The organism is Caulobacter henricii (genome assembly GCF_001414055.1).
GTDB lineage: Bacteria > Pseudomonadota > Alphaproteobacteria > Caulobacterales > Caulobacteraceae > Caulobacter > Caulobacter henricii.
Window position 1 is genome coordinate 509,340 of sequence record NZ_CP013002.1, and the last position, 23,543, is coordinate 532,882.

The 23,543-nt window shown below is 67.5% G+C and carries 21 protein-coding genes and 1 tRNA gene; 8 read left to right on the forward strand and 14 right to left on the reverse strand.

The annotated features are described in order from the left end of the window. Positions 1 to 20: 20 nt before the first annotated feature. Positions 21 to 97, forward strand: a tRNA-Arg gene (locus tag AQ619_RS02460). A 123-nt stretch (positions 98 to 220) separates the two neighbouring features. On the opposite strand, the gene AQ619_RS02465 is transcribed toward AQ619_RS02460, so the two are convergent. Beyond that, positions 221 to 1,234: an AraC family transcriptional regulator gene (locus AQ619_RS02465; protein ID WP_062143773.1), complete on the reverse strand. Its 1,014-nt coding sequence runs from the start codon at positions 1,232 to 1,234 to the stop codon at positions 221 to 223. Positions 1,235 to 1,321: 87 nt separating this feature from the next. On the opposite strand from AQ619_RS02465, the gene AQ619_RS02470 reads away from it, so the two are divergent. Continuing rightward, positions 1,322 to 2,149: a DUF2306 domain-containing protein gene (locus AQ619_RS02470; protein WP_062143778.1), complete on the forward strand. Its 828-nt coding sequence runs from the start codon at positions 1,322 to 1,324 to the stop codon at positions 2,147 to 2,149. A gap of 4 nt (positions 2,150 to 2,153) precedes the next feature. Here AQ619_RS02470 and AQ619_RS02475 read toward each other — a convergent pair whose 3' ends face one another. The 3 genes from AQ619_RS02475 to AQ619_RS02485 form a co-directional block, all read right to left on the reverse strand. Continuing rightward, positions 2,154 to 2,753, reverse strand: coding sequence for an NAD(P)H-dependent oxidoreductase (locus AQ619_RS02475; RefSeq protein ID WP_062143780.1), 600 nt, complete (start codon positions 2,751 to 2,753; stop codon positions 2,154 to 2,156). A gap of 77 nt (positions 2,754 to 2,830) precedes the next feature. Then, positions 2,831 to 3,502, reverse strand: coding sequence for a helix-turn-helix domain-containing protein (locus AQ619_RS02480; protein ID WP_062143783.1), 672 nt, complete (start codon positions 3,500 to 3,502; stop codon positions 2,831 to 2,833). Between the two features lie 91 nt (positions 3,503 to 3,593). Beyond that, positions 3,594 to 5,759: an acetate--CoA ligase family protein gene (locus tag AQ619_RS02485; RefSeq protein ID WP_084745710.1), complete on the reverse strand. Its 2,166-nt coding sequence runs from the start codon at positions 5,757 to 5,759 to the stop codon at positions 3,594 to 3,596. 210 nt (positions 5,760 to 5,969) lie between these two features. On the opposite strand from AQ619_RS02485, the gene AQ619_RS02490 reads away from it, so the two are divergent. The 4 genes from AQ619_RS02490 (at position 5,970) to AQ619_RS02505 (ending at position 9,440) form a co-directional block, all read left to right on the forward strand. Beyond that, positions 5,970 to 7,862, forward strand: coding sequence for a PAS domain S-box protein (locus tag AQ619_RS02490; RefSeq protein WP_062143786.1), 1,893 nt, complete (start codon positions 5,970 to 5,972; stop codon positions 7,860 to 7,862). Beyond that, positions 7,852 to 8,472 (forward strand): response regulator transcription factor, encoded by a 621-nt coding sequence (locus AQ619_RS02495; protein WP_062143789.1) that lies wholly within the window; start codon positions 7,852 to 7,854, stop codon positions 8,470 to 8,472. The genes AQ619_RS02490 and AQ619_RS02495 overlap by 11 nt, the downstream gene beginning before the upstream one ends. A gap of 83 nt (positions 8,473 to 8,555) precedes the next feature. Next, a complete protein-coding gene (locus AQ619_RS02500; RefSeq protein WP_062143792.1) occupies positions 8,556 to 8,948 on the forward strand; it encodes a response regulator in 393 nt (130 codons plus the stop codon). A gap of 81 nt (positions 8,949 to 9,029) precedes the next feature. After that, positions 9,030 to 9,440 (forward strand): c-type cytochrome, encoded by a 411-nt coding sequence (locus AQ619_RS02505; RefSeq protein WP_062143795.1) that lies wholly within the window; start codon positions 9,030 to 9,032, stop codon positions 9,438 to 9,440. 10 nt (positions 9,441 to 9,450) lie between these two features. Here AQ619_RS02505 and AQ619_RS02510 read toward each other — a convergent pair whose 3' ends face one another. The 7 genes from AQ619_RS02510 to fdxA form a co-directional block, all read right to left on the reverse strand. Next, the gene (locus AQ619_RS02510; RefSeq protein ID WP_062143798.1) at positions 9,451 to 9,819 is read right to left on the reverse strand and encodes a hypothetical protein; all 369 of its coding nucleotides are present in this window, start codon (positions 9,817 to 9,819) and stop codon (positions 9,451 to 9,453) included. Further along, positions 9,816 to 11,369, reverse strand: coding sequence for a GMC oxidoreductase (locus tag AQ619_RS02515; RefSeq protein ID WP_062143800.1), 1,554 nt, complete (start codon positions 11,367 to 11,369; stop codon positions 9,816 to 9,818). Before AQ619_RS02515 ends, AQ619_RS02510 begins: the two co-directional genes overlap by 4 nt. An 84-nt stretch (positions 11,370 to 11,453) precedes the next feature. Continuing rightward, entirely contained in the window at positions 11,454 to 12,929 is a 1,476-nt protein-coding gene (locus AQ619_RS02520) for a M56 family metallopeptidase (RefSeq protein WP_062143803.1), read from the reverse strand. Next, on the reverse strand, positions 12,919 to 13,287 hold the full coding sequence (locus tag AQ619_RS02525) for a BlaI/MecI/CopY family transcriptional regulator (protein WP_062143806.1): 369 nt from the start codon (positions 13,285 to 13,287) through the stop codon (positions 12,919 to 12,921). Before AQ619_RS02525 ends, AQ619_RS02520 begins: the two co-directional genes overlap by 11 nt. A gap of 174 nt (positions 13,288 to 13,461) precedes the next feature. Beyond that, positions 13,462 to 13,602, reverse strand: a complete 141-nt coding sequence (locus tag AQ619_RS18970) for a hypothetical protein (protein WP_166504122.1) — start codon at positions 13,600 to 13,602, stop codon at positions 13,462 to 13,464. A gap of 233 nt (positions 13,603 to 13,835) precedes the next feature. Further along, entirely contained in the window at positions 13,836 to 14,348 is a 513-nt protein-coding gene (locus tag AQ619_RS02530; RefSeq protein ID WP_062143809.1) for a CarD family transcriptional regulator, read from the reverse strand. Positions 14,349 to 14,639: 291 nt separating this feature from the next. Next, the gene (gene fdxA / locus AQ619_RS02535; RefSeq protein ID WP_062143812.1) at positions 14,640 to 14,981 is read right to left on the reverse strand and encodes a ferredoxin FdxA; all 342 of its coding nucleotides are present in this window, start codon (positions 14,979 to 14,981) and stop codon (positions 14,640 to 14,642) included. Positions 14,982 to 15,261: 280 nt separating this feature from the next. Between fdxA and AQ619_RS02540 the strand changes: the two genes are divergently transcribed. Next, a complete protein-coding gene (locus tag AQ619_RS02540) occupies positions 15,262 to 17,346 on the forward strand; it encodes a putative bifunctional diguanylate cyclase/phosphodiesterase (RefSeq protein WP_062143815.1) in 2,085 nt (694 codons plus the stop codon). Between the two features lie 105 nt (positions 17,347 to 17,451). Here the strand turns inward: AQ619_RS02540 and AQ619_RS02545 are convergent, their stop codons facing one another. Both AQ619_RS02545 and AQ619_RS02550 read right to left on the reverse strand, forming a co-directional pair. After that, entirely contained in the window at positions 17,452 to 17,748 is a 297-nt protein-coding gene (locus tag AQ619_RS02545) for an RNA-binding S4 domain-containing protein (protein ID WP_062143818.1), read from the reverse strand. Then, positions 17,745 to 20,291: a helicase-related protein gene (locus AQ619_RS02550; protein ID WP_062143822.1), complete on the reverse strand. Its 2,547-nt coding sequence runs from the start codon at positions 20,289 to 20,291 to the stop codon at positions 17,745 to 17,747. The genes AQ619_RS02545 and AQ619_RS02550 overlap by 4 nt, the downstream gene beginning before the upstream one ends. A gap of 176 nt (positions 20,292 to 20,467) precedes the next feature. Between AQ619_RS02550 and AQ619_RS02555 the strand changes: the two genes are divergently transcribed. Beyond that, positions 20,468 to 21,847: a cation:proton antiporter gene (locus AQ619_RS02555; protein ID WP_166504123.1), complete on the forward strand. Its 1,380-nt coding sequence runs from the start codon at positions 20,468 to 20,470 to the stop codon at positions 21,845 to 21,847. 11 nt (positions 21,848 to 21,858) lie between these two features. On the opposite strand, the gene AQ619_RS02560 is transcribed toward AQ619_RS02555, so the two are convergent. Beyond that, positions 21,859 to 23,496 carry an amidohydrolase gene (locus AQ619_RS02560; protein ID WP_062143827.1) on the reverse strand — a complete coding sequence of 546 codons (1,638 nt, stop codon included), beginning with the start codon at positions 23,494 to 23,496 and terminating at the stop codon, positions 21,859 to 21,861. Positions 23,497 to 23,543 lie beyond the last annotated feature (47 nt).

Below are 23,543 nucleotides of genomic sequence, written 5' to 3' on the forward strand. Positions count from 1 at the left end.
GCCTCGCCGAAAGGCAATGCGCGCCCGTAGCTCAGCTGGATAGAGCATCAGACTACGAATCTGAGGGTCGGACGTTCGAATCGTTCCGGGCGCGCCATTTTCTCCCGACATCGCAACCTGGTCGTGGCCGAGCTTTTCGCGCCGGCGACGGGGTTTGGCCGTCAGGCTGGGCGTCCTTCAAAGGGGCCTGGCCGGAGGGCAGGAGATCGCCGGGAGCAACCTATCTGGCCAGCTGGACCTCGCGCGGGCTCTGGCCGGTCCAGCGTTTGAAGGCCCGAGAGAAGGCCGCCGGTTCGGAGAAGCCGACGAGGTAGGCGGTCTCGTTGACCGAGGCCTTTGCGCCGGCGAGGTAGCGCAGCGCCATGCGGTGGCGAAGCGCGTCCAGCACCTGCTTGAAGGTGGCGTCCTCGGTTCTGAGCTTGCGGAACAGGGTCTGGCGGCTGAAGCCCAGAGCGCGGGCAACGGTGTCGGAACCGACCTCCCCGGTGTGCAGCAGCGGCAGCAGCATGGCCTCGACCTGGCCGCGGACGGTCTTCTTGTCCTCGAGTTCCTGCAGCAGGTCGTCGGCCCGCCGGGTCAGGACGCCGAAGACGTAACGCGGTTGCTGTGCCACGGGCCAGGTCGCGATGCGCGGGTCGAGCCTCATGGCGTTCCAGTTGCTGGAGAAGGTCACCGGGCACTGGAAAATGCGGTCGTGCTCGGCGCGCCAGGCCGGGGCCGGATGGGTGAACTGCACCTCCAGCACGTGCGGCTCGGGCAGGAAGCGGCGCGGGCCGCAGACCAGCCGGACGAAGGCCCCTTCGGTCAGTTCCGGGAAGGCGTTGGGATCGGCCCGCGTATCGACCATCCACAGCTGGCCATCGCGCACGGTCAGGGTGAAGCGCGGCCCGTCGCTGAGCCCCTCGGTCTCCAGTGACAGTCGACCGAAGCGCTGCATCTGGGCGAAGGCGTCACCCATGGTGGCCGAGGCGTTCATGATCAGCCCGACGATCGAGATCTCCGCCAGGTCGACGGCCTCGCCGAAATGCAGGGCCAGGGCCGGGTCCTTGCAGAGGTCCTGGGCTGCGCGCATCAGGGCCATATAGGACTCGAAGGGCAGGCGGCTGTCGTGGTCTGCCAGGTCGGCAAGGGTCAGGCCGGCCCGGGCCAGAAGCGTGGCGCGATCAGCGCCCCTCTGGACAGCGAATGCGATCAGGCCGGCGGCGACTCCTGCGGACGTGGTCAGATTCGGCATCGGCGCGGCCCTTGGTGTTACAAACGATCATGCGGGCGGTCGGTTCGATCATGGCGCCCGCCGCCCATATCGACAAGTAAGGGGGCCATGACACCCCGGACTCTGCCCGTCTCACCCGTCCTGTTTGCCGTTGCTGTCGCCGCCGCTGTCGCGCTGATGCCTTCGATCGCCCTGGCGGAAAATCTGGAGGCCCGGGCCGGCGATCCGGCCTGGATGCATCTGGGGGCCAATGCCCTGCTGTGGGCCCACATCGCCGGCGGCGCGATCGGCATGATCACCGGGGTCGTCGCCCTGGCCTCGCGCAAGGGCCAGAGCGTCCACCGCAAGGCCGGAACGGTGTTCTTTCTGGCGATGTTCACCGCCTATGCCATCGGCGCAGGTGTCGCGCCGTTCCTTCAGACCGGACAGCGCCCCAACGTCGTGGCCGGCATTATGGCGCTGTACCTTCTGATCAGCGGAACGATGGCGGCCCGACAGCGGGATGTGAAGGCGGGCGCGCCGGAGGTGATCGGGCTGATTGTCGCCCTCGCCATCACCGCCGCCGGCGTGACCTTCATGCAGATGGGCGCGGCCAGCCCGACCGGCACGGTGGACGGCTCGCCGCCGCCGGCCTTCTTCCTGTTTACGGTTGCCGGGGCCTTCGCCGCCGCGGGTGAATTGCATGTGCTCGTGCGCAAGCAGCTGTCCAGGGTCTCGCGGATTGCGCGTCACCTGTGGCGGATGTGCTTTTCGCTGTTCATTGCCTCGGGGTCGTTCTTCCTCGGCCAGCAGCAGGTGTTTCCCAAGGCCGTGCAGGACTCGGCTCTGCTCTACGTCCTCGCCCTGGCGCCGTTGCCGATCATGCTGTTCTGGCTGGGCAAGGTTCGCTTCGACGACTGGCGGCGCCGGCGGGTGAAAGCGGCGGTCGCGGCCTAGCGGCCTAGCCCCCTGCGGGGGCGAACAGGTCGTCCAGGCTGGAGCGCATGCGATCGAGCAGCTCGTCGCGCGACTCGTCGGTCATGTTGGAGACGATGGACCCGAAGTGGCAGTGGTCGAGGACCCGCAGGCCGCAGACGCCCGCCAGGTGCAAATCGAAGACCGTCATCAGGGCCTTCAGGGCTCCGGTGTCCTTCACCCAGTCTTCCGGTGCGCCCGAGGTGGAAAAGCTGAGCAGGGTCTTGCCGTCCAGCAGGGACTCGGTGCCGCCGAGGCCCGGGGCATAGCCAAAGCCCATGCTGAACACCCGGTCGACATAGCCCTTCAGAATGGCCGGCGGCGCATTGAACCAGAACGGATAGACGAAGATGAAGCCGTCGACGTCCGCCACCAGCTCGCGTTCCATGACGATGTCGGCGGCCGGCCGGGCCCCGTTCGCCATCGGCAGTTCCTCGGCCTTCAGGCGCGGATCGAAGTCCAGGGCATAGAGATCCCGCACCACCACCTCATGGCCGCCGGCGCGCAGATGGTCCGCGCAGGTTTTGGCCAGGGTCGCGCAGAAACTGCCGGACCTTGGGTGAGCGAGGATGATGGCGTGTTTCATGGCAGGGGGGCTCCGGCAGCGGATGGTCGGCCGGGGCGATGCGACCGGCCCTCACTGGAGGTCGACTGGCCCTCGGGTCAGGCCGCGACCAGGTCGGCCAGACGCACCGGCGCGGCGACCCGGAACCGTCGGCACCCTTCGAGGGCGACGAGGCCGTCGGCCTGAAGCTGGGTGACCATGCGCGACACGGTCTCGATCGTCAGGCCCAGGTGATCGGCAATATCCTGCCGGCTCATGGCCAGTTCGTTCCAGGCCGAGCCCTGACGCTTGGCCACGTCGGCCAGGAAGCCTGCCACCCGCTCATAGGCGCTCTTGCGGGCCAGCAGCATCATGTGGTCCTGGGCGCGACCCAGTTCCTGGCCGGTGGCGCGCCAGATCAGGCGTTCGAGACGCTCGCCCGCCTCGCCATAGTGCTTAAGGGACGAGCGCTTGGTGACCAGGATCTTGCTGTCGCACAGGGCTTCGGCCGAGGCGCGATGGGTTGGGCCCGCTTCCAGGCCAAACAGGTCACCGGCATAGTAGAAGCCCGCGATCTGGCGGCGACCGTCACCCAGCAGGCGCGAGGCCCGGACGGCACCGCGCTGGACCTGGTAGACCATGTCGCTTTCGTCGTCCTGGGCGTAGATTTCCTCGCCGGCCGAGAAGCTCATGCTGACACCGATGGCCGAGAACACTTCGTCCGTCGGGATCATCTGGGCCACTGGCGCGGCGGCCTCTGCGCGGTCTCGCAAGAATGCTGGCATGGACATCGCACGTCTCCCTGAGCAGTGGACTTCAGGGATAGGTGAAGGGCGATCCCTCTCACATTGGGATGTTTACGTAGTTGGAATGAGACCCTGGTCAGGCGGGCAGGACCAGGCGAGAAGCCGGTGCCGGATCCAGGCTGATCACGACCCGCGCGTCCAGGGCCATGACCCCATGGGCATCAACCCGAAGGGGGTTGATGTCCAGTTCCAGGACCTCCGGGAGCTCTGTGGCTATGGCCGAAAGCGCCTCCAGAGTGGCAACGATCCCGGCGATATCGGCCGCGGGCTCGTCGCGATAACCGGCCAGGAGGCGCGAAATCCGGGTCCGCGCCAGCATGGCCAGGGCCGCTGCGCCGTTGAGGGGCGGCAGACCCAGGGCGTGGTCCCGGATGACCTCGACGGCCTTGCCGCCGGCCCCGACCATCAGGACCGGACCAAAGGTGGGGTCCGGTGCCAGACCGACGATCACTTCATGGGCCCGGCCCGGCGCAACCATGGTCTGGACGGCAAAGCCGGTGATCACCGCGCCGGGACAGGCCGTCGCCACGCGGGCCGCGATGGCCTCGGCAGCTTCGACGGCCGCCTGGGCATCCGGAAGATTCAGGACCACGCCCCCGACGTCGGACTTGTGAACGATCTGGGGCGAGACGATCTTGACGGCATAGGGCGGTGCCAGACCGGCGCAGACGGCGCTGACCTCCGCAGGGGTGGCCGCCAGTCGGGTCGGGACCGTGCTGACGCCAAAGGCGTCCAGCAGGGCCTTGGCCTCGATCTCGTTGAGCAGGCTGCGGCCTTCGGCCCGGGCCGTGGCAATCAGGGCCCGGGCCGCGGAGGGCCGGTCCTGGCGCGGCTCGGACGCGGCAGGGGGGGCAGACAACCGGGCGGCCGCCTTGTGGGCGGCGATCAGATGGCCAAAGCCCCGGATCGCCGTGTCCGGTGCCCCGAACATCGCAATGCCGGCGGCACTGAGAATCGGGCCGGCTATGTCCTGGTTGGTGTCCCCCAGCCAGCAGGCGATGACCGGCTTGAGGATCCCGCGCCCTCGCGCGGCCACGACAGCGGCCGCTACGCCCTGGGCGATATCGCGGGGGTCAAGCAGGGCGGTGGGGCAGTTCATCACCAGCACGGCATCGACCCCGTCATCGGCCAGGACCGCATCCAGGGCGGCACGATAGCGCTCGACCGGCGCGTCGCCGATCAGGTCCACCGGATTGCCATGTGACCATCCTGCGGGCAGGGCGGAACTCAGCTGCTCCAGAGTCTGGGGCGACAGGTCGGCCAGGACACCGGTGCCGGCTGTCATGGCATCGAGCGCCAAAATGCCGGCTCCGCCGCCATTGGTGACGATCGCCAGGCGCTCGCCCTGGAGCTCGCCCTGGAGCTCGGGTCCCCCCCGCAGGACGGCGGCGGCATCGAACAGGTCGGTGAGGCTTTCGACCTGCACGATTCCCGCTCGCTCGAAGGCGCAGGCATGCACGTCATAGGCCCCGGCCAGGGCCCCGGTATGGGAGCGGACGGCCCTACCGCTGGCGGGGTTGCGTCCGGCCTTCAGGGCAATGACCGGCTTGAGGCGCGCCGCGGCCTGGGCGGCGGCCATGAACCGGGCCCCGCGTGTGACGCCCTCGATATAGAGCAGGATGGCATCGGTCCGGGGATCGGCGGCGAACAGGTCTATCAGGTCGGCGAGATCGATATCGGCCATGTCGCCGACCGAGACGATCCCGGAAAAGCCCAGCTGCCGGGTCGTGGCCCAGTCGACCAGGCCACTGATCAGGGCCCCGCTCTGGGAGATCAGGGCCAGGCCCCCGGCCAGGGGCGTGCCGCGGGCGAAGGAGGCGTTGAGGCGGGCATGGGGGGCCAGGAGCCCCAGGCCGTTGGGACCGACGAGGCGGAGGCCATGGGGCCTGGCGGCATCCAGCACCGCCTGGCGCAGGCCATTGGCCTCGGTCAGGCCCGCCGACAGGATCACGGCGACCCGGACACCGGCGGCTCCCAGCTCGGCGATCGCCCCTGGCGCGGCGGCGGCGGGCACCACCACAATGGCCAGGTCGGGGGGCTGAGGCAGATCGGCGATCTGCGCCACCCAGGTCGTGCCTGGTACGGAGAGGGGGCGGGGATTGATCAGGAAGACGGTGCCGGCAAATCCACCTGCCAGGATGTTTTCGACCACGACCTCACCGACGGAGCCCTGGCGGTCAGAGCCGCCGATCACCGCGACCGAGGCCGGGGCGAGCAGGGCGGACAGGATGGGGGGTGACATGGCGACCTCAAATGTTCAGCCCGCCAGGGACGGGGATCGTGCCAGAACCAAGCGTTACGGAGGCGTGGGCGCCATCCGTAAAGTCCCCAACGGGCCTTGATCCGGGCCGCCAAAGCGGTTTGTAACCTAGGGTGTGCGGAGGCATGGTCGGGCTCGGTGATCGAGCCTTGCAGACCCAAACGCCTGAAGACGGAAAAGGGTGAACAGCCAATGGCCTCCGGTTCGGGGCTGCAGCAGGACCAGATCAAGAGTTACGGCCTGACGCTGGCGATTTTCGGCTTGGCGGTGGCGGTCCGTTGGCTGGCGGCCCCGTGGCTGGGAAACCATGCGGCCTTTCTGCCCTTCATCGCGCCGGTCGTGGCTGCAGCGGCGTTTGGCTGCGTCGGCGCGGGCCTGGCCGCTACAGGACTCGGTCTGCTGACGGGCCTGGCCTTTTTGGGCAAGACCCCGCAGGCCTCTGACCCGACCCTGGTCCTGGTTCAGGCCCTGTTCTTCCTGTTGGCAGCCTTGGGCGTGACCCTGGTGGGCGCGCGGGTGGGGCGGCTGCGGCGCGGAACCGTGTCCAGCCAGGGCCGTGAAGCCCTCCGCGAGCGGCAGGCCGAAGTCGTGGCCAGCGAGCTGAGCCTGCTGATCGATGGGGCCACCGAATACGCCATTTCGATGCTCGACCCGGAGGGGCGCGTGCTGATCTGGAATGCGGGCGGTCAGAGACTGATGGGCTGGAGCGAGGCTGAGGTCATCGGTCAGTCCGTCTCGATCTTTTATCCCCAGGACGCCCGTCAGGCCGGCAAGCCGCAGGCCGATCTCGCCCGGGTGCAGGCCGAGGGCAAGGTCGAGGAAGACGGCTGGTTCCTGCGCAAGGACGGGTCGGAGTTCCTGGCCCACGTCTCCCTGACCGCGTTGCATGACCGGGACGGCGTCTTGCGGGGCTTCGGCAAGGTGCTTCGCGACGTCACCGATCAAAGGGCGAGCGAGCGTGCCCTTGACGCCGGAGCCGAGCATCTGAGGTCGATCCTCTCGACAGTCCCCGACGCCATGATCGTCATCGACGACCGTGGCAAGATCCTGTCGTTCAGCGCGGCCGCCGAGCGGTTGTTCGGCTTTCAGGAAGCCGAGATGGTCGGCGAGAACGTGCGCTGCCTGATGCCGTCGCCGGACCAGGAGCGTCACGACGGCTATATCGAGCGCTACCTGTCCACGGGCGAGCGCAAGGTGATCGGCAAGGGACGCATCGTCGTGGGCCGGCGCAAGGACGGCTCCACCTTTCCTATGGAGCTGTGGGTTGGGGAGGCAACGAGCCATGGACCCAGGGTCTTCACCGGCTTTGTCCGCGACCTGACCGAGCGCCAGCGGACCCAGGCCCGGCTTGAGGAACTGCAGGCCGAACTGATCCATATCGCCCGGGTCAGCGGCATGGGAACCATGGCCTCGACCCTGGCCCATGAGCTCAACCAGCCGATCACCGCGGTCGCCAACTATGTCGAGGCCGTCCGCGATCTCCTTCTGGAGCCAGATCCCGACGACCTGCCGATGATCCGTGAGGCCCTGGGCGACGCGGCCGGTGAGGCGATGCGGGCCGGCAATATTGTCCGGCGCCTGCGGGCCTTCGTCGCCCGGGGTGAGGTCGAGAAAACCGTTGAGGATCTTCCGGCCGTGATCCACGAGGCCGCTGCGCTGGGGCTGATGGGGGCCCGGGATCAGGGCCTGGATCCGGTGTTCGCCCTTGACCCTGCCGCGACGCCGGTTCTGATCGACCGGGTTCAGATTCAGCAGGTGGTGATCAATCTGGCCCGCAATGCAGTCGAGGCCATGGCCGGAACCGACCAGCCCCGCCTGTGGCTGAGCACCCAGGATCAGGGTGACGACCTGGTGAGGGTCACGATTGCCGATAACGGCCCGGGAGTCTCGCCGGCCATTGCCAGCCAGCTGTTTACGGCCTTTGTCAGTACCAAGGTCGAGGGCATGGGGCTGGGTCTGTCGATCTGCCGCACGATCGTCGAAGCCAATGGCGGCCGAATCTGGCACGAGCCGCGTCCAGGCGGCGGCTCGCAGTTTCACTTCACCCTGGTCAAGGTCGAGAAGGAGGCCTTTCATGACTCCTAGGCGGATGATCCATATCGTCGATGACGAAGAGGCGATCCGTCGCTCGGCGGGGTTCATGCTGAAGACCTCGGGCTATGCCGTTTCGACCTATGCGTCGGGCGACGCCTTCCTGCAGGGGGCCCGCGATGCCGAGCCCGGCTGTGTTCTGCTCGACGTGCGGATGCCGGGCATGGATGGCCTGGAGGTCCAGAAGGTCATGGCCGAACGCGGTATCGCCATGCCGGTGGTCGTGCTGACCGGCCATGGCGATGTCACCCTGGCCGTGCGGGCCATGAAGGGCGGCGCGGTCGACTTCATCGAGAAGCCGTTCGAAAAGACCGTTTTGCTGAGCGCCATAACAGCCGCCTTTGAGCGTCTGGATGACGCCGATGCCCGGGCGGCTCGGGCCAGCGACGCCGCCATTGCCATAGCCGCCCTGACCGCTCGGGAGCAGGACGTCCTGCGGGGCATGGCCAAGGGTCTTCCCAACAAGACCATCGCCTTTGACCTCGATATCTCGCCCCGCACGGTCGAGGTCCACAGGGCCAATCTGATGGCCAAGCTGCAGGTCAAGACCCTGTCCGAAGCGCTGCGGATCGCCTTCGCCGCCGGACTGAAGGAAGAAGCCTAAGGACCTCTACGTAGGGACCCGCTTTTCCGGGTGTGGCATGAACCGGTCCGTGACCCGCTTGGGTCGCGAACTCTGGCCGGAACATGACGCAAGCGCTTTCCAAACTTGAAGACCGCGCGCGGCTGCTGCTGGTTGAGGACGACGCCGGCGTCCGCCGCTCGCTGCAACTGTTGCTACACGGTCGCGGATTCGAGGTCCGAGCCTATGCTTCGGGTCTTGCCCTGCTGGCGGACCCGACGGCTTTGGGGGCTGTCTGCCTGGTGGCCGACTACCGCATGCCCGACATCGATGGCGTTCTGATCCTGAAGCGCCTGCGGGCGCTGGGCTGGGACGGCGAGGCCCTGATGATCACGGCCTTTCCGACGACGGAACTGCTGGATGCGGCCGAGACGGCGGGCTTTAGCCGGGTGATTGAGAAGCCCATGCCGGGCTCCGTCCTGGTCGAGGCTGTCGAGCGGGCGATGGCGGCGCACTAGAGGCCTAAGTATTGGCCCCAACTGCTCCCATTGAGCTGCGGCGCTAACAAGGAGTCTAACCCCCCGTCGGGAGCGAAGAAAATGAACCTGATCCTGAAGGCTGCCAAGGTCAGAGGAGCCAGTCTGGCTGCGGGCTTGTTGCTGGCTTTGTCGGGTCCTGCGGCCCTTGCCCAGCCTGCCGCCGCCACGCTCCCGATATCCGGCGGCCAGGGCCTTGCCCAGCGTCACTGCGGTGGTTGCCATGCCGTAGGCGCAGGGAAAAGCCCTCTGGCGGACGCCCCGCCCTTTGCCAGTCTTTACCTGCGCTATCCGCGCGGCGGTCTCGACCAGATCCTGACCGAGGGCATGCTGACGCCCCGTCGCATGCCCGAAGAGGGCACGCCGGAACGCCATCCGCGGATGCCGATGGTGGCCCTGGACGACGATCAGGTCGCCCAGCTGAAGGCCTATCTGCAGAGCCTTGACCCGCGAACCGCCGGCCATGCCAGGTGAGCGCCGAGGGTCAGCCCTCGGCCTTCAGGGCCAGGAGGCCGAACAGCGCGCCTTCGGTCTGTGACAGACGCCAGCCCCGGTGGTTGAACACCGCGCCCTGACGAAAATCGGCGGCTGCACGCCGGCGGAGGTCGGTCAGGACGTCGCCGTTGCGACCGCCCGGAAAGAGCCGCATCGCCAGGGCCTTGGCGTCGGTTCCGGGGTTCTGCTCCAGCCAGGCCTTGCCGACACGCACGACGGCGTCGCGATCCATGTCTTCAAATCCGGGGAGGGGCTCTGTGGCCCGGGCCAGGGACGGCAGGGCGGTGCCCGCCGTCAGGACCAGAAGGCTGGCGAGAAGATCGCGGCGGGCCAGGCCCTGGGGACGGGCAGGGGTCATCGGGTGGCTCCCATTTCGAGCTTCAGGTGGTCGGCCAGGCGCAGGGTCAGGGCCAGAAGGGTCAGGGTCGGGTTGGCGATGCCCGAGGTCGGGAACACGGAACTGCCGGTCACATAGAGATTGGTCGTGTCGTGGACCCGGCAATCGGCATCGACCACGCCCTGACGGGGATCGGCATGCATCCGGGTCGTGCCCATATGGTGGCGTGACGCACTGGATATGGCGACATAGTCCTGTCTCTGAATTGGCCAGCAGAGCCGGCCCTGGCCGGACGCGCCCAGGGTATCACCCATGCCGGCGGTGGAGCGCTCGAAGCTGGTCCAGTCGGCCTCGGAATAGGTCCAGTCCAGCCTGATCTGCGGCATGCCCAGGGCGTCGACCTTGACCGGATCGAGGGTGATGCGGCTCTCGGGATTGGGGAAATGCTCGGTCATGGCGAAGCAGCCCAGAAGTTGGCCTTCAGCCTGGCCGCGATCCATCCGGGTGGCGACCTGGCGGATGGCCCGGGTTTCGGCCTGGGTCGGCGTTCCCGAACCCGGCGGACCGCCATTGTACAGGGTCAGGGTAAAGTTGCCGGCCTTCATGCGGGTCTGTCCGCTCAGACCGCTACCGATCACGCAATGGGCCTGGGCGCGCCCGGGCGGAACATAGAGCGCCAGGGAATCGGACCGGGCGATATTGACGGCCGAGCCCTCGGTCTCGGCGTCGCCGTCCATGGAATAGGTGACGTGGCCCTGAAAGAAGCGGCCGACAAGGTCATGGCGATTGCCGACGCCCTCGCGGCGGACCCGGTTGGAGGCCAGCATCAGACGGACATTCTCGATGCCACCGGTCGCCAGCACATAGGTCCGGGCCTTGGCGGTGTGTCGCTTGCCGTCAAGACAGGCCACATCCAGGCCCTCGACCCGGTCGCCCCTGGCCGCCAGCCGCACCTGGGTGACGTTGGCATAGAGATAGACCGTGATGTTGGAGGCGTCTGCGAAGCCGGTGCGGAAGGCGTCAAAGGCTGCCTTGTCGGCTCCGCCCGAAATGTTCGAGAAATAGCGGGGGGCCGGAAAGAAGCCGTCCTGAGGATCCAGGTCGAGTGGCCGGCGGGCCGGGTCCTGCAGAACGGGGGTGTCGGTCCCGAAATGCGGGATGCCCAGCAGGTCGCAGGCCCGGTCATAGAACGGTTGCAGCTGCTCGCGGGTCATCGGCCAGCCGCTCCAGGGGGCCCAGTCGCGCTTGGCTAAGTCCGCGGGATCGAGCGGCGCGCACTTGCCGCCCCAGACATGGCCTGATCCCCCCAGGGCCCGGATCCGGGACTGGACCGGATAGTCGTTGAAGGGACGATCGGCGTTTCCAGGCCCACGGATCGTGGCAGTGCCCGTGTAGAGCGCCTGGCTCTCCATCTCGATCTCGCGGCCGCCGCTCTCCAGCAGGGCGACCCTGATCGGGCCGCCCGCGAGTTCGCGGGCCAGGGTAATGCCAGCCATGCCGCCACCGACGATGATCAGATCAGCATCGATCCGGCTGGCGTCAGGCAAGGTTCGGGCGTCGATGAAAGCCATCGTGTTTCCTGTCTGATTGTCTGGTGGGGCAGGGCTGGGTGGGTCGTGCAGACGATCTGGCCGCCGACCCGTTGCGAGACAGGCCTAGGCGCGGGCGCCCTTGGCCTTGAGGTACTGAATGACGGCGAGGTGGTTGCGCTTGATGGCCTGGCTGAGTGCAGACCGGGTTTCGCCGGGATTGGCGGTGACCGACCGGTTCACATCGGCACCGCGCTCGACGAGATAGCGCACGGTCTCGAGGCTGCCCGACTGGGCGGCGTTGATCAGCGGGGTCTCGTCGCCGGGGACAAAGGACTCCACGTTCGCGCCGCGGGTCACCAGGAGCTTGACGATGTCTAGACGTCCACGACCGGCGGCCATGATCAGCGGGTTGCCGTCGCCGCGGGCAGCGAGGTCGGGATTGGCACCCTTGGCCAGCAGGATCTCGACGATGTCGATGCGTCCCTGGCGGGCGGCCTCGATCAGGGGCGTGCCGTCGCCTTCAATCAGGGCGTCGGGATTGGCACCGGCGGCCAGCAGGGCGCGCACGCCTTCTACATCGCCTTCACGAACGGCGGCGAAGAGCGGCTGGCCCAGGTGACGGGCGATGGCGCGGGCGGCCTGCTCCGGCGTTTCGGGCACGGCACGGACGGGCTGGGCGGCCCAGGCCCCGACACTGGCGCTCAGGGCCAGTGCGGCGACCGAGGCGGCACCAAGGCGTCGGCGGACCTGGCCCACGCGATGTTGATTGAGCATGAGAAATCTTTCCTTGAGTTGGAGGTTGGCGGAGGCCGGCCAATGGCAGCCGAGCGGCGGGGCCTGCGGGGCCAGCTGGGTCTTCAGCATCGCCTCGCCATAGGTGCGGCGGGCGACCGGAAAACGGGTCAGGACAGCGGCATCGCAGGCGATCTCCTGGTCGATGCGCAGGCGCTGGGCCGCGAAATGGACCAGGGGATTGAACCAGAACAGGCACTGGATCGCGGTGGTCAGGGCATTGATCTGGGCATCGCCCATCGACAGGTGGGTCCGCTCATGGGCCAGGATCAGAGCCTGTTCTTCTGGATTGAAGCGCCGTGCGAAATCCGCAGGCACAACCACGCGAGGCGACAGGGCACCGATCACGGCCGGCCCGACCCCGGCATGTTCGGCATGGAACAGGCCGTCCGCGCCGCGCAGTCGGCCCAGGGACTTGAGAAAACGGCGCTGGCGCTCGGCCTGGAGGCCGATGGCCAGCAGGGCGATCAGGCCCCAGGTGAGGACGAGACCCTCTTGCAGGGGGAGCCCCTGGCCGGAGTCCTGGGCCTTGGTCTGCGGGGCTGCGATCGAGGTTGCATCGGCAGGCGGCATCGTGACGGCGACCGCCGCTGCGGTCGGCGGTGAAGCTGCTGGCAGGCGCACCGTGACGGTCCGGGCCGGCACGAGGACCGCCAGGGTGGCCAGGGGCACGACGAGCCACAGGCCATAGGCGGCACGGGCTCCAAACATCGCCCGCACCGGACGGCCCAGGATCAGTACCAGCAGTATGGCGGCGGCGATGGCCAGGTTGGCCCGCAACAGCAGGGCGAGAATGTCATCGGCCATCGTCGAGGCCCTCCAGCAGGCGGCGAAGGTCAGCAATGTCCTGGTCGCTGAGCTTCTCGCGCTGCGAGAAATGGGCGACCAGCGGAGCCAGGCGGCCATCGAACAGGCGATCCAGCAGGCCCTGGCTCTCGGAATGCACATAGTCGCCCTGGGCGACCAGGGGGCGGTAGAGGAAGCGGCGGCCGTCGCGTTCAGCGGCGATCGCGTCCTTCTTCAGCAGTCGGTTGAGCAGGGTCTTCACCGTGGCGTCGGCCCAGTCCTGGTCTGCCGGCAGGGCGGCGATAATATCCTCGGCGCTGAGCGGGCTCTTCGCCCACAGCGCCTTCATGACCTGACTTTCTGCCGTGCTGATCCGCATGGAGCCTCTCCGTGTTGGCTCCATCGATTACATCCGTAATCGATTGGGTCAATCGACGATTACGGACGTAAACGAAATGTAATCTCGCAAGTCGGCGCTCAAGGCGGGTCTGGCGGTCGCCGATGCGTTCAAAATCACCGGTCTTGAGGCCTGTGAGGCCTGGCTCAGCGGGGCCTAGGGGCGTCGGCCTTGCAACTGGCGTCGCCGCGCCGCAGCCCGCCGTGCCCGCCAATGGGCGACATAGGGCGCAGCAAACGTCCAGGCGATGGCGGCCACCAGGATCACGATAACAAACAAGGCCAGCTTCAGGTTCAAATCGACGTCCCCGGATTTGGTCGCAAAATAGCGGGCCTTGCCGCCTCGCTCAATTGTCGATGCGCGGGCCCGTGGCCGGCATGTTCCCGTTCGGAGGCAAGATTGGTGCCGAACCCGACTGGGACCACGCGCCGACGGCAGGCCCCTGACGCGCGAGCCTCCCGCCCCAAAAAGAAAATGCCCCCCGCCGTGAGGCGAGAGGCATCGGTATTTGGGGCAGTTGAGACCGCGCCTTAAGCGGCTGCGGCGGCCTTGACCAGCGACTTGGTCAGGATGCCGATGGCGGCTTCGCGATCGATGCGCTCGATGGCGGCAACTTCACGGGCCATGCGGTCCAGGGCCGACTCATACAGCTGGCGCTCCGAATAGGACTGTTCCGGCTGATTCTCGGCGCGGTGCAGGTCGCGGACGACCTCGGCGATCGAGATCAGGTCGCCCGAATTGATCTTGGCTTCGTATTCCTGGGCGCGGCGCGACCACATGGTGCGCTTGACGCGGGCCCGGCCCTTGAGCGTGGTCAGGGCCTGGGAGACCACATTGCCTTCGGCCAGGGGGCGCAGACCGGCGGTCTTGGCCTTCTTGGTCGGGACGCGGAGGGTCATTTTCTCGTGGTCGAAGGTGATGATGTAGACTTCGAGCGACATCCCGGCCACTTCCTGGGTCTCAACACCCTGGATGCTGCCCACGCCATGCGCGGGATAGACGACGTGATCGCCAACCGAGAATTCCAGACCGCTCTTGCTCATGTTCGTCCTCATCAATGCGAGCCCAGGGGGCCCGGAACACCGTCATTCCAGATCGGTCCATTAGAGACAGCCCAGCGACCGCGAACGGGGCGCGGGAGCCAAGCCGGGACAGGATTTGGAATTAACCTCTAAGACACCCTTCGCCTTCGATCGGGCGCGCCGGTTGAACGGCTCTTCGACAAAAAACGGACAGCCGCAAAAAGCCGCGACCGTCACGTTGGCGCAGACAATATCATAAAATTCAGCCTCATGAAAGGCTTGCGGCCGGACTTGAACCCGTTAGGGGGCCGATCAGGAACCCTTGCCGGGCTTTTCGCTGAAGTATTTCTCGAACTTGCCGGTCTCGCGCTCAAAGTCGTCGCGGTCGGCGGGCGGCTCGCCCTTAACCGTGATGTTGGGCCAGACCTTGGCGTAGTCGGAGTTGATGCGCAGCCACTTGCCGTCGGGCTCGTCCTCGGTGTCGGGCTTGATCGCGTCGACCGGGCACTCTGGTTCGCAGACGCCGCAATCGATGCATTCGTCCGGATTGATGGCCAGAAAGTTCTCGCCCTCATAGAAGCAGTCGACCGGACACACCTCGACACAGTCCATGTACTTACATTTGATACAGGCGTCTGTGACGATGTAGGTCATCGAGAACTCGATTGGGGCTGACGGCGTTCGGCGCGGGCGTTTTCGAAGGCGCGGGGCCGCTTGTCAATGCGGCTTGCTTGCGCGGCACCGCAGGATTTCTCGCCCCGCCGTCAGAGATAGCTTTGGGCCGGCCGATGGTTCCGCCGCCGGTCACCCTTTATCGCTGCCCAGTAGGACCGCGACGACCGGTCATCTCGACGGTCACGATTTCTTATCCAAAATAGCAACAGTCTTCGAGTGAGGAAACGCTCAAGAAAAACAACGTCGAGAATCCGACACTATGACAAAGTCGACCGTGGAGGTCAGGCGTTTGCCAAAGTCCGAGGCCGGACTGGCGCGTCTCACCGACGCACGCGCCGCCGCCTTTTCGCAGTTTGTGCTCCAGTTGCCGTTCGCTGCGGCTCTTCTGGACAGGGACCTGCGCCTGCTCGCGGTCAGCCGCGAATGGGTGACCCAGGGCCTGGCCCCGGACCTGGGCCTTGGCGGCGACGGCCGTCGCGCCCTGGTTTCGGCCGAGGATATTCTGGCGCTGATGAAGTGCGCCCAGTCCGGTAAGGCTTTCTCGCGTTATCTGCCGAACCTCGACACTGACGGCGTACAGAGGGTCTGGCGCACCGAGTTCAGCGCCTGCCGCGACGAGGGCGAAGACCCCTATGCCGTGATGGTCACGGCCCGCGATGTGACCGGCTATGCCGAGGCCATTCTGCGGGCCGAGCGTGACCAGCAGCGTCTGCGCATGGCGCTGGAACTCGATGGCCTGCTGGTCCGCGAATTCGATCTGAACACGCGGGAAGTGGTGTTTTCAGGGGCCACGCACGACCTGGAAAAGTGGTGTCGCTTTGAGAACGAACCGCTGGAGATCATCCACCAGGCCGACCGCGACCGGGTGGCGGCCCAGGTGGCGGCACGCAAGCCGGGCGAGACCGGCGTCTACGAGTTTCGACTCAATCGCGATGACGGAGTCGAGACCTGGGTGCGCTCGGCCAGCAAGCTGCTGATCGACCCGAACGGCCGCCCGGAACGGCTGGTCAATCTGTTCAAGGACATCACCGACCGTCGCCGCCAGACCGAGGCGGTCGAGACCCTGGCCTTCAAGGATCCTCTGACCGATCTGCCGAACCGGGCCCTGTTCCAGCACAAGTTCCAGGAGGCGGTCAGCGCGTCGGAGCGGCTGGGCGAGATGTTCGGTCTGATCATGATCGACGTCGACCACTTCAAGGACATCAACGACACACTCGGTCATGACGCCGGCGACGCTCTGCTCAAGCGGCTGGCCGAAATGCTGCGTCGCGCCTTCCGCGCCCAGGATACCGTGGCCAGGCTGGGGGGCGACGAGTTTGCGGTGATCCTCAGGGGGCTCAACTGCGAAGCGGACATGCTGCGGCCGATCCAGACCCTGCAGAAACTGTTGCGCCGCCCCATCGAGCATGGCGGGCGCAGCTTTACCTGCAGTGCCAGCATCGGCGCGGCTCTGCACGGCGACCCCGACGCTGATCCCTCGCACATGGTCAAGAACGCCGACATCGCCCTCTATCGGGCCAAGGATGCGGGCCGCAATCGCAGCGTCATGTTCCAGCCCTCCATGCGCTCGGAACTGGAGCAGAGAATCGAGCTGCTGCGCGATGTCCGGGCCGGCATAGCCGCCGGTGAATTCGTGCTGTTCTATCAGCCGGTCGTGGATGTGCGGGAAGGCGGCGTCGCCGGCTTTGAGGCCCTGATGCGGTGGGCTCATCCGGAGCAGGGGATCCTGGCACCCGCCCGCTTCATGCCGGCCTTTGAGGATCAGGACCTGTCGCTGAAGCTGGGCGATGTGGCCTTCGAGAGCGCCCTCCGTCAGATGCGGGACTGGATCGAGGCCGGTGTGGCGTTTGGACGGGTGGCCGTCAATATCTCGGCGGCCCAGTTCCGCAGCGGGCGTCTGGCCGAAGAGATCCAGGAGCGCCTCGCCCGCTGGAACGTGCCCTGCGATCGCCTGACCATCGAGGTGACCGAGAACGTCTATATGGGCTGGGGTTCGGATCTGGTCAGCGACACCGTGCGCCGTCTGCATGACGCCGGGGTGATGATCGCCCTCGACGATTTCGGCACCGGCTATGCCAGCCTGGCCAATCTGCGGCAGTTCCCGATCGACCGGCTGAAGATCGACAAGTCCTTCGTTCAGAACGCCGAGGATGAGGCCATCGTCAAGGCGGTCATTACCCTGGGCTCGTCGATGGGGATGAAGGTCGTCGCCGAAGGGGTCGAGGATGAGGCCCAGCTGGAGAAGCTGATCGCCTATGGCTGCGACCAGGTGCAGGGCTATCATTTCGGCCGCCCCATGCCGGCCGATGAGGTGCCGGGCTTCCTGGCCGGGTTCAAGTCCTAGGGCGCGGCAGCGCGGCCCCTGTCTCAAAGGGGCAGGCCGCCCTCGTGATCCATCTGGCCGCGGCAGCGGACGTCACGGTGGTCCCTGATCCATCCGGCGCTTCCCTCAATCTGCCGAGCCGTCGATGACCTCATAGAGCGACCGCGCCTCCGACGCGGGGCCCCGCCGCTCGCCCGAGGCCAGGATCCGCACCGAGACGAGCCGGCCGCCGATCGCGAAGACCAGCAGATCGCCAGGCTTCAGGGTTCGCGCCGGCTTGTCCACCCGACTCTCCACCCCGCCGCGCGTCAGGCGAATGCGCCCGTCTTCGATAAAGCGCGCCGCCAGGGAGCGGGTCTTGAAGAACCGCGCATGCCACAGCCAGAGATCGGCGCGGCAGGGCTCGTCGGCCGCTTCGCTCACGAGGCGAGGGTCCGGGGTGCCGCCTTCCGGCGACGGGGCTTCTTGCGGCGGGGCGGGGGTTCGGTCAGCCGGGCCAGGGCGGCAAATGGCGAGTCGGGGCGCGGGGCGACCGGCTTGGGGTCCAGTCTCTGGGGCCCGCGCCGCTTCCAGACGATGGGCGCGTCTGACTTGGGCCTGAGGGCCGGCGTATAGTCGAGGGCCCGCAGCACGGCCGTGCCCTGGGCCGTCGTCCAGTCCAGAGTGTCCAGGGCCGCCTCACTGAGCACCACGCCACCGGGCTTCTGTTCGGCGCGCAGCAGGTCGTCCAGCCGCTCCAGCATCTCGACCGGAACGCTGAAGCCGCTGACCTGGCGCAGGCCGCTGGCGGCAAGGTCGCGTGCGGAAGGCTCGGGTTTCGGCAAGGGGGCCAGCCTGCCCAGGTCGCCGCGCCAGCCGCCGGGCGTCAGGGCCCGGGCACAGGCCATGGCCTCGGGCCGGATCACGGCCGGCAGGAACAGGCTGAAGGCTCCGATCCGGACCCCCAGGGCCTTCAGGGCCCGCCGTTCGGCCTGGCTTAGGGCCTTCAGCTCCGGGTCGAGGGGGCGCTTGTCGAGCACCCCGCCGGCTTCCAGCAGACGGTGGGCCAGGCCGCGCGGCAGGCCTTTCAGGTCGCTGCCGGCCAGGGCGCGCTCCAGCTTGCGCAGGCCGGCCAGCTTGAGGTCGACTTCGGCCGCCAGGAAGGCGTCCAGCCGCCGTTCGGCCCTTTCGCGCACGGCGGCCGGACCCAGCTCGCCCAGCAGGCGCGCCCGGGGCGACAGCAGCGGCAGGCCGGGCCGCACCACGCCGGCGATCTCGCCCCGCCAGAGGATTGCGCCGTCCGGATTGAGGGCGAAGGCATCGTCCGCCTCGCCGGTCAGGGCCCCCAGCCGGCGGGCGATCTCGGGACCGACCGCCCGCACGGCCGCATTGCGCAGGGCCTTTTCCTCCAGCGCACTGGCCCCCTTCTCCGGCGTGAAGGTGACGCCGGCGAGATGTCCGACGACATGGCCTTCGACGGTGACCGCGCCGTCGGGGCTCACCCCGGCCAGCATCACCTCGCGCTCGCCCAGCTGGCGCATCAGCACGCTGGTCCGCCGGTCGATGAAGCGGGCCATCAGCTTTTCGTGCAGGGTGTCGCTGATCCGGTCCTCCAGCTGACGGGTCACCCCCTGCCAGTGGGCGGGATTGGCCAGCCAGTCCGGCCGGTTGGCGATGTAGGACAGGGTCCGCACGCCCGAGAGGCGGCCGGCCAGGCTGTCGATCTCGCCATCGGTGCGGTCCAGCGCCTTGAACTGGGCATTGATCCAGTCTTCCGGCAGGCGCTTGCGGCCCGTGGTCAGGTCGTCGAACAGGGTCCTGACCATGCGCTGGTGGTCATCGTCGGTCGTCTTGCGGAAGTCCGGCGTCTGGCACACGTCCCACAGGCGCAGAAGGGCGGAACGGTCGGCCTTGCAGCGGGCGATAACCTCGTCCTGCTGTGACAGCTTGCGCAGGGTGCGCTCGTCCAGGGCCTCGTTCGACAGGGTCAGGCCGGCCCGCCCCGGACCCTGGCCCAGGGACTTCAGCAGCAGCGGCAAGGAGCCGAAGTCCAGCCGCGCATTGCGCCATTCGGCGGCGATGATCGGTTCGAACTGGTGATTGACCACGCTCTCGACCAGATCCTCGTCCATCTCCTCGCAGTCGCTGGTGACGCCGAAGGTGCCGTCGCGGGTATAGCGTCCGGCCCGGCCTGCGATCTGGCCCACCTCCTGCGCATGCAGCCAGCGGGTCCGCACCCCGTCGAACTTGCGCAGGCCGGCGAAGGCCACATGGTCGACATCCATGTTCAGGCCCATGCCGATGGCGTCGGTCGCCACGAGAAAGTCGACTTCGCCGCTCTGATAGAGGGCAACCTGGGCGTTGCGGGTGCGGGGGCTGAGCGAGCCCATGACCACGGCCGCGCCGCCGCGCTGCCGGCGGATAAGTTCGGCAATGCCGTAGACCGCGTCGGTGGAGAAGGCCACGACGGCACTGCGCCGGGGCAGGCGGGTCAGCTTCTTCGACCCGGCATAGGACAGGTTGGAGAACCGCTCGCGCGAGACGATCTCGGCGTCCGGCAACAGGCGGCGCACCAGCGGGGCCATGGTCCCTGCCCCCAGCAGCATGGTCTCGAACTTGCCCCGGGCGTGCAGAAGGCGGTGGGTGAAGATGTGGCCGCGCTCGGGATCCGCGCACAGCTGGATCTCGTCTATGGCCAGAAACTCGACCTCACGGGCCAGGGGCATGGCCTCGACCGTGCAGACGAAATAGGCGGCCCGGAGCGGGACGATCTTTTCCTCACCGGTGATCAGGGCCACGCTGGCCTTGCCGCGCAGCTTGACGACCCGGTCATAGATCTCGCGGGCCAGCAGGCGCAGCGGCAGGCCGATCATGCCCGAGGCATGGCCCAGCATCCGCTCGACGGCCAGGTGAGTCTTGCCGGTATTGGTCGGGCCCAGGACCGCCGTCAGCTTGGACGGCGCCAGGCCGGTCGAACGGTCGCTCATGATTCAAGACATGGGGCCGGAATCAGAGGGAGGCAAGCACTGCTGTGCGCCGGCCCGGCGACAGCGCGTCGCGTGGAGGCTGAGCGGGAATTGACAGCGCTGGGCATCTACGGTCTCAAAGCGCGTCGACCGCGCTGGGGATTGAGTTTCGGCGGGCGATGGGCAGGGAAACTCTCGTGACGGATATCATCGCCAGCACCCTTGAGGTTGCCCGAAAGGCCCTGTCGGCCAATGGACCGGCCCTGCCGGCTTCTGCCCACAGCTACACGCCGACCGATTTCAGCGTGCACTTCTTCCTGCAGCTGGCCGTAATCCTTCTGGCCTGCCGCGTCTTTGGCTGGCTGGGAAAGAAGCTGCTGGGCCAGCCCCAGGTGGTGGGCGAGATGATCGCCGGCGTGGTGCTGGGTCCGTCCCTGCTGGGCCTGTTGTTCCCGGCCTTCCAGGGCACGCTGTTCCCCAAGGAGACCCGCAATGTGCTCTATGTCGGTGCCCAGCTGGGCGTCGGCCTTTACATGTTCCTGGTCGGCACCACGTTTTCCGCTGATCACTTCAGGGCCAAGGCCAGGAGTGCGGTCAGTGTTTCCCTGGCGGGCATCATCGCGCCGTTCCTGATCGCCGTGGCGATCACGCCGTTCCTGCTGAAGGTTCCGGGCCTGTTCGCCGCCGGCATCTCGCAGGCCAACGCCACCCTGTTCATGGGGGCCTGCATCGCCCTGACCGCCTTCCCGATGCTGGCCCGCATCATCAATGAGCGTGGCCTTGCCAAGACCTCGCTCGGGACCCTGTCGCTGACGGCCGGGGCCTTTGACGACGCCGTGTCGTGGTGCGTGCTGGCGGTAGTGCTGGCGACCTTCGGCGGCGGCCCCGGCGTGGCGGTTCTGGCGATCGGCGGCGGCCTGGCCTACGTCCTGTTCCTGGGCCTGTTCGGCCGACGCCTGCTGGCGCCGCTTGGACGCATGGTCGAGCGCGAAGGGCAGATGAGTCCCTTCGTCCTGGCCGTCACCCTGATGCTGTTCTGCTTCTCGGCCTTCCTGATGGACGCCGCAGGCATTCACGCGATCTTCGGCGGCTTCATGCTGGGCGCGGTGATGCCGCGCGGCCTGTTCGTCGAGGAGCTGAAGAAGAAGGTCGAGCCGCTGGCGGTGGTCCTGCTGCTGCCGATGTTCTTCACCTATTCGGGCCTCAACACCCGGATGGACATGGTCAATTCGCTGCAGCTGCTGCTGATCGCCCTGGGCATTCTCGTGGCCTCCATCCTCGCCAAGGGCGTGGCCTGCTACGCCGCCGCGCGCCTGGCCGGCGAAGACAACCGCACCGCCCTGGGCATCGGCGCCCTGATGAACTCGCGCGGGCTGATGGAGCTGATCATCATCAATATCGGCCTGCAGAAGGGCATTATCGGCCCGACCCTGTTCTCGATGATGGTGCTGATGGCCATCGTCACGACGGTCATGGCCAGCCCGCTGTTCGAGGCCTTCTATGGCAAGAAGGCCCGAGAGTCGGGCGAGCTTGACGGTCTGGACGAGTCCGCCGCCAAGGCTGCCGCCACCAGCTGACGGAGCCGGATCTACCGGCCCCGCTCGAACACCACCACGCCGTCGACAACGGTCAGCATGGGGTCCGAGGTGAGGATCTCGGCGGGCGCGACGGTCATCAGGTCCTTGGAGAACACGCTGACATCGGCCTTCTTGCCGGCTTCCAGCGTGCCGCGATCCTTCTCGGCGAAGGCGGCATAGGCCGGGGCCCAGGTCAGCATTTTCAGGGCCTGGGCGCGGCTGACGGCCTCCTCCAGGTGCCAGTCGGCATTGGCGAAGCCGGTCAGGCTGTGGCGGTGCACGGCGGCATAGAATTCGATGCGGGGATCGCCGACCTCGACCGGCGCGTCGGACCCGGCCGCCACGACGGCCCCGCTCTGCAGCATGTCGTTCCAGCGATAGCCCTCATGCAGACGCGCCTTGCCCAGTCGGGCGGGGGCGAAGAACAGGTCGCCGATGGCGTGGCTGGGTTGCATCGAGGCAATGACCCCCATCTTCGAAAAGCGCGGCAGGTCGGGATCGGCGACGATCTGGGCATGTTCGATCCGCCAGCGGGCGGTAGTGTCGCCGCCCAGGGTTTCGCCGAACCAGTCCAGAACCAGCCGGTTGCCGCGATCGCCGATGGCATGCATGGCCACCTGGGCCTTGACCTTGCGTGCCTGCTTCATCAGGGCCAGGCCCTTGTCGCGCTCGGTCAGTTGCAGGCCCAGACCCTCGGCGTCGCTATAGGGCTCGAGCAGGGCCGCGCCGCGTGAGCCCAGGGCACCGTCCATATAGAGCTTGATGCCCCGGGTACGGATCAGGCCGGTGGCGTCCTCGAACGGCCCCCTGGCCAGCACCTCTGCAGCCCCACTGGGGTCCATATAGTTGTCGACCCGCAGGTGGAACCGTTTCTCGGCGGCCAGGGCGGTCATCAGGGCCAGGTCCGGGGCCTCGACGCTCATATTGCCAAGCCCGGTCCATCCGCGGGCGGCATAGAGGGTCCCGGCCTTTTCCAGGGCCTCGCGCTTGAGGGCCTCGGACGGCGGCGGAATGACCCCGGCGACCAGCGACTGGGCATGGTCGATCAGCATGCCGCTGGGCAGGCCGTCGGTGCCCTTGAGGATCTGGCCGCCGGCGGGGGCGGTCGTGTCCTTGCCAATGCCGGCCTTTTCCAGGGCGGCAGAACTGGCCACCGAGGCGTGGCCGTCGGAGCGTTCCAGCACGATCACCCGGCCCGGCGCGGCCCGGTCGAGATCCGCCCGGTTGGGAAAGCGCTTTTCGGGCCAGTGGGTCTCGATCCAGCCCCGGCCATAGATCGGCCCCTCCGGATGGGCGGCGGCATAGGCCCCGACTGCCTTGACCAGGTCCTCGACGGATCCCGTCTGGTCGAGATTGAGGGTCAGCTCCCGCAGGCCGATGCCGATCAGGTGGGCATGGGCGTCGACAAAGCCCGGAAAGGCGGCGGCCCCCTTGAGGTCGAAATCCCGGACGTCCTTGGCCGCCCTGGCGCGGGCGGAGGCCAGGCTGCCGACGAACAGGATCCGGCTGTCGCGGATCAGGACCGCCTCGGCCTGTGGCGCGGTCTCGACACCGGTATGGATCGGACCGCCGTGGATCAGCAGGTCCCCGGCCGTGGCGGTCGAGAGGCTGCTGGCGGCCAGCAGGACGGCGAGGGTGGTCAGGCGCAAGGCGGGAACTCCCGGACGATGAGGCGGTCAGGTTACGGCACCGCTCG

Bases quoted from the DNA above. Each gene is read 5' to 3' on its own strand.
- AQ619_RS02465 (WP_062143773.1), bottom strand. From the start codon at position 1,234: ATGCCGAATCTGACCACGTCCGCAGGAGTCGCCGCCGGCCTGATCGCA.
- AQ619_RS02470 (WP_062143778.1), top strand. From the start codon at position 1,322: ATGACACCCCGGACTCTGCCCGTCTCACCCGTCCTGTTTGCCGTTGCT.
- AQ619_RS02475 (WP_062143780.1), bottom strand. From the start codon at position 2,753: ATGAAACACGCCATCATCCTCGCTCACCCAAGGTCCGGCAGTTTCTGC.
- AQ619_RS02480 (WP_062143783.1), bottom strand. From the start codon at position 3,502: ATGTCCATGCCAGCATTCTTGCGAGACCGCGCAGAGGCCGCCGCGCCA.
- AQ619_RS02485 (WP_084745710.1), bottom strand. From the start codon at position 5,759: ATGTCACCCCCCATCCTGTCCGCCCTGCTCGCCCCGGCCTCGGTCGCG.
- AQ619_RS02490 (WP_062143786.1), top strand. From the start codon at position 5,970: ATGGCCTCCGGTTCGGGGCTGCAGCAGGACCAGATCAAGAGTTACGGC.
- AQ619_RS02495 (WP_062143789.1), top strand. From the start codon at position 7,852: ATGACTCCTAGGCGGATGATCCATATCGTCGATGACGAAGAGGCGATC.
- AQ619_RS02500 (WP_062143792.1), top strand. From the start codon at position 8,556: ATGACGCAAGCGCTTTCCAAACTTGAAGACCGCGCGCGGCTGCTGCTG.
- AQ619_RS02505 (WP_062143795.1), top strand. From the start codon at position 9,030: ATGAACCTGATCCTGAAGGCTGCCAAGGTCAGAGGAGCCAGTCTGGCT.
- AQ619_RS02510 (WP_062143798.1), bottom strand. From the start codon at position 9,819: ATGACCCCTGCCCGTCCCCAGGGCCTGGCCCGCCGCGATCTTCTCGCC.
- AQ619_RS02515 (WP_062143800.1), bottom strand. From the start codon at position 11,369: ATGGCTTTCATCGACGCCCGAACCTTGCCTGACGCCAGCCGGATCGAT.
- AQ619_RS02520 (WP_062143803.1), bottom strand. From the start codon at position 12,929: ATGGCCGATGACATTCTCGCCCTGCTGTTGCGGGCCAACCTGGCCATC.
- AQ619_RS02525 (WP_062143806.1), bottom strand. From the start codon at position 13,287: ATGCGGATCAGCACGGCAGAAAGTCAGGTCATGAAGGCGCTGTGGGCG.
- AQ619_RS02530 (WP_062143809.1), bottom strand. From the start codon at position 14,348: ATGAGCAAGAGCGGTCTGGAATTCTCGGTTGGCGATCACGTCGTCTAT.
- fdxA (WP_062143812.1), bottom strand. From the start codon at position 14,981: ATGACCTACATCGTCACAGACGCCTGTATCAAATGTAAGTACATGGAC.
- AQ619_RS02540 (WP_062143815.1), top strand. From the start codon at position 15,262: ATGACAAAGTCGACCGTGGAGGTCAGGCGTTTGCCAAAGTCCGAGGCC.
- AQ619_RS02550 (WP_062143822.1), bottom strand. From the start codon at position 20,291: ATGAGCGACCGTTCGACCGGCCTGGCGCCGTCCAAGCTGACGGCGGTC.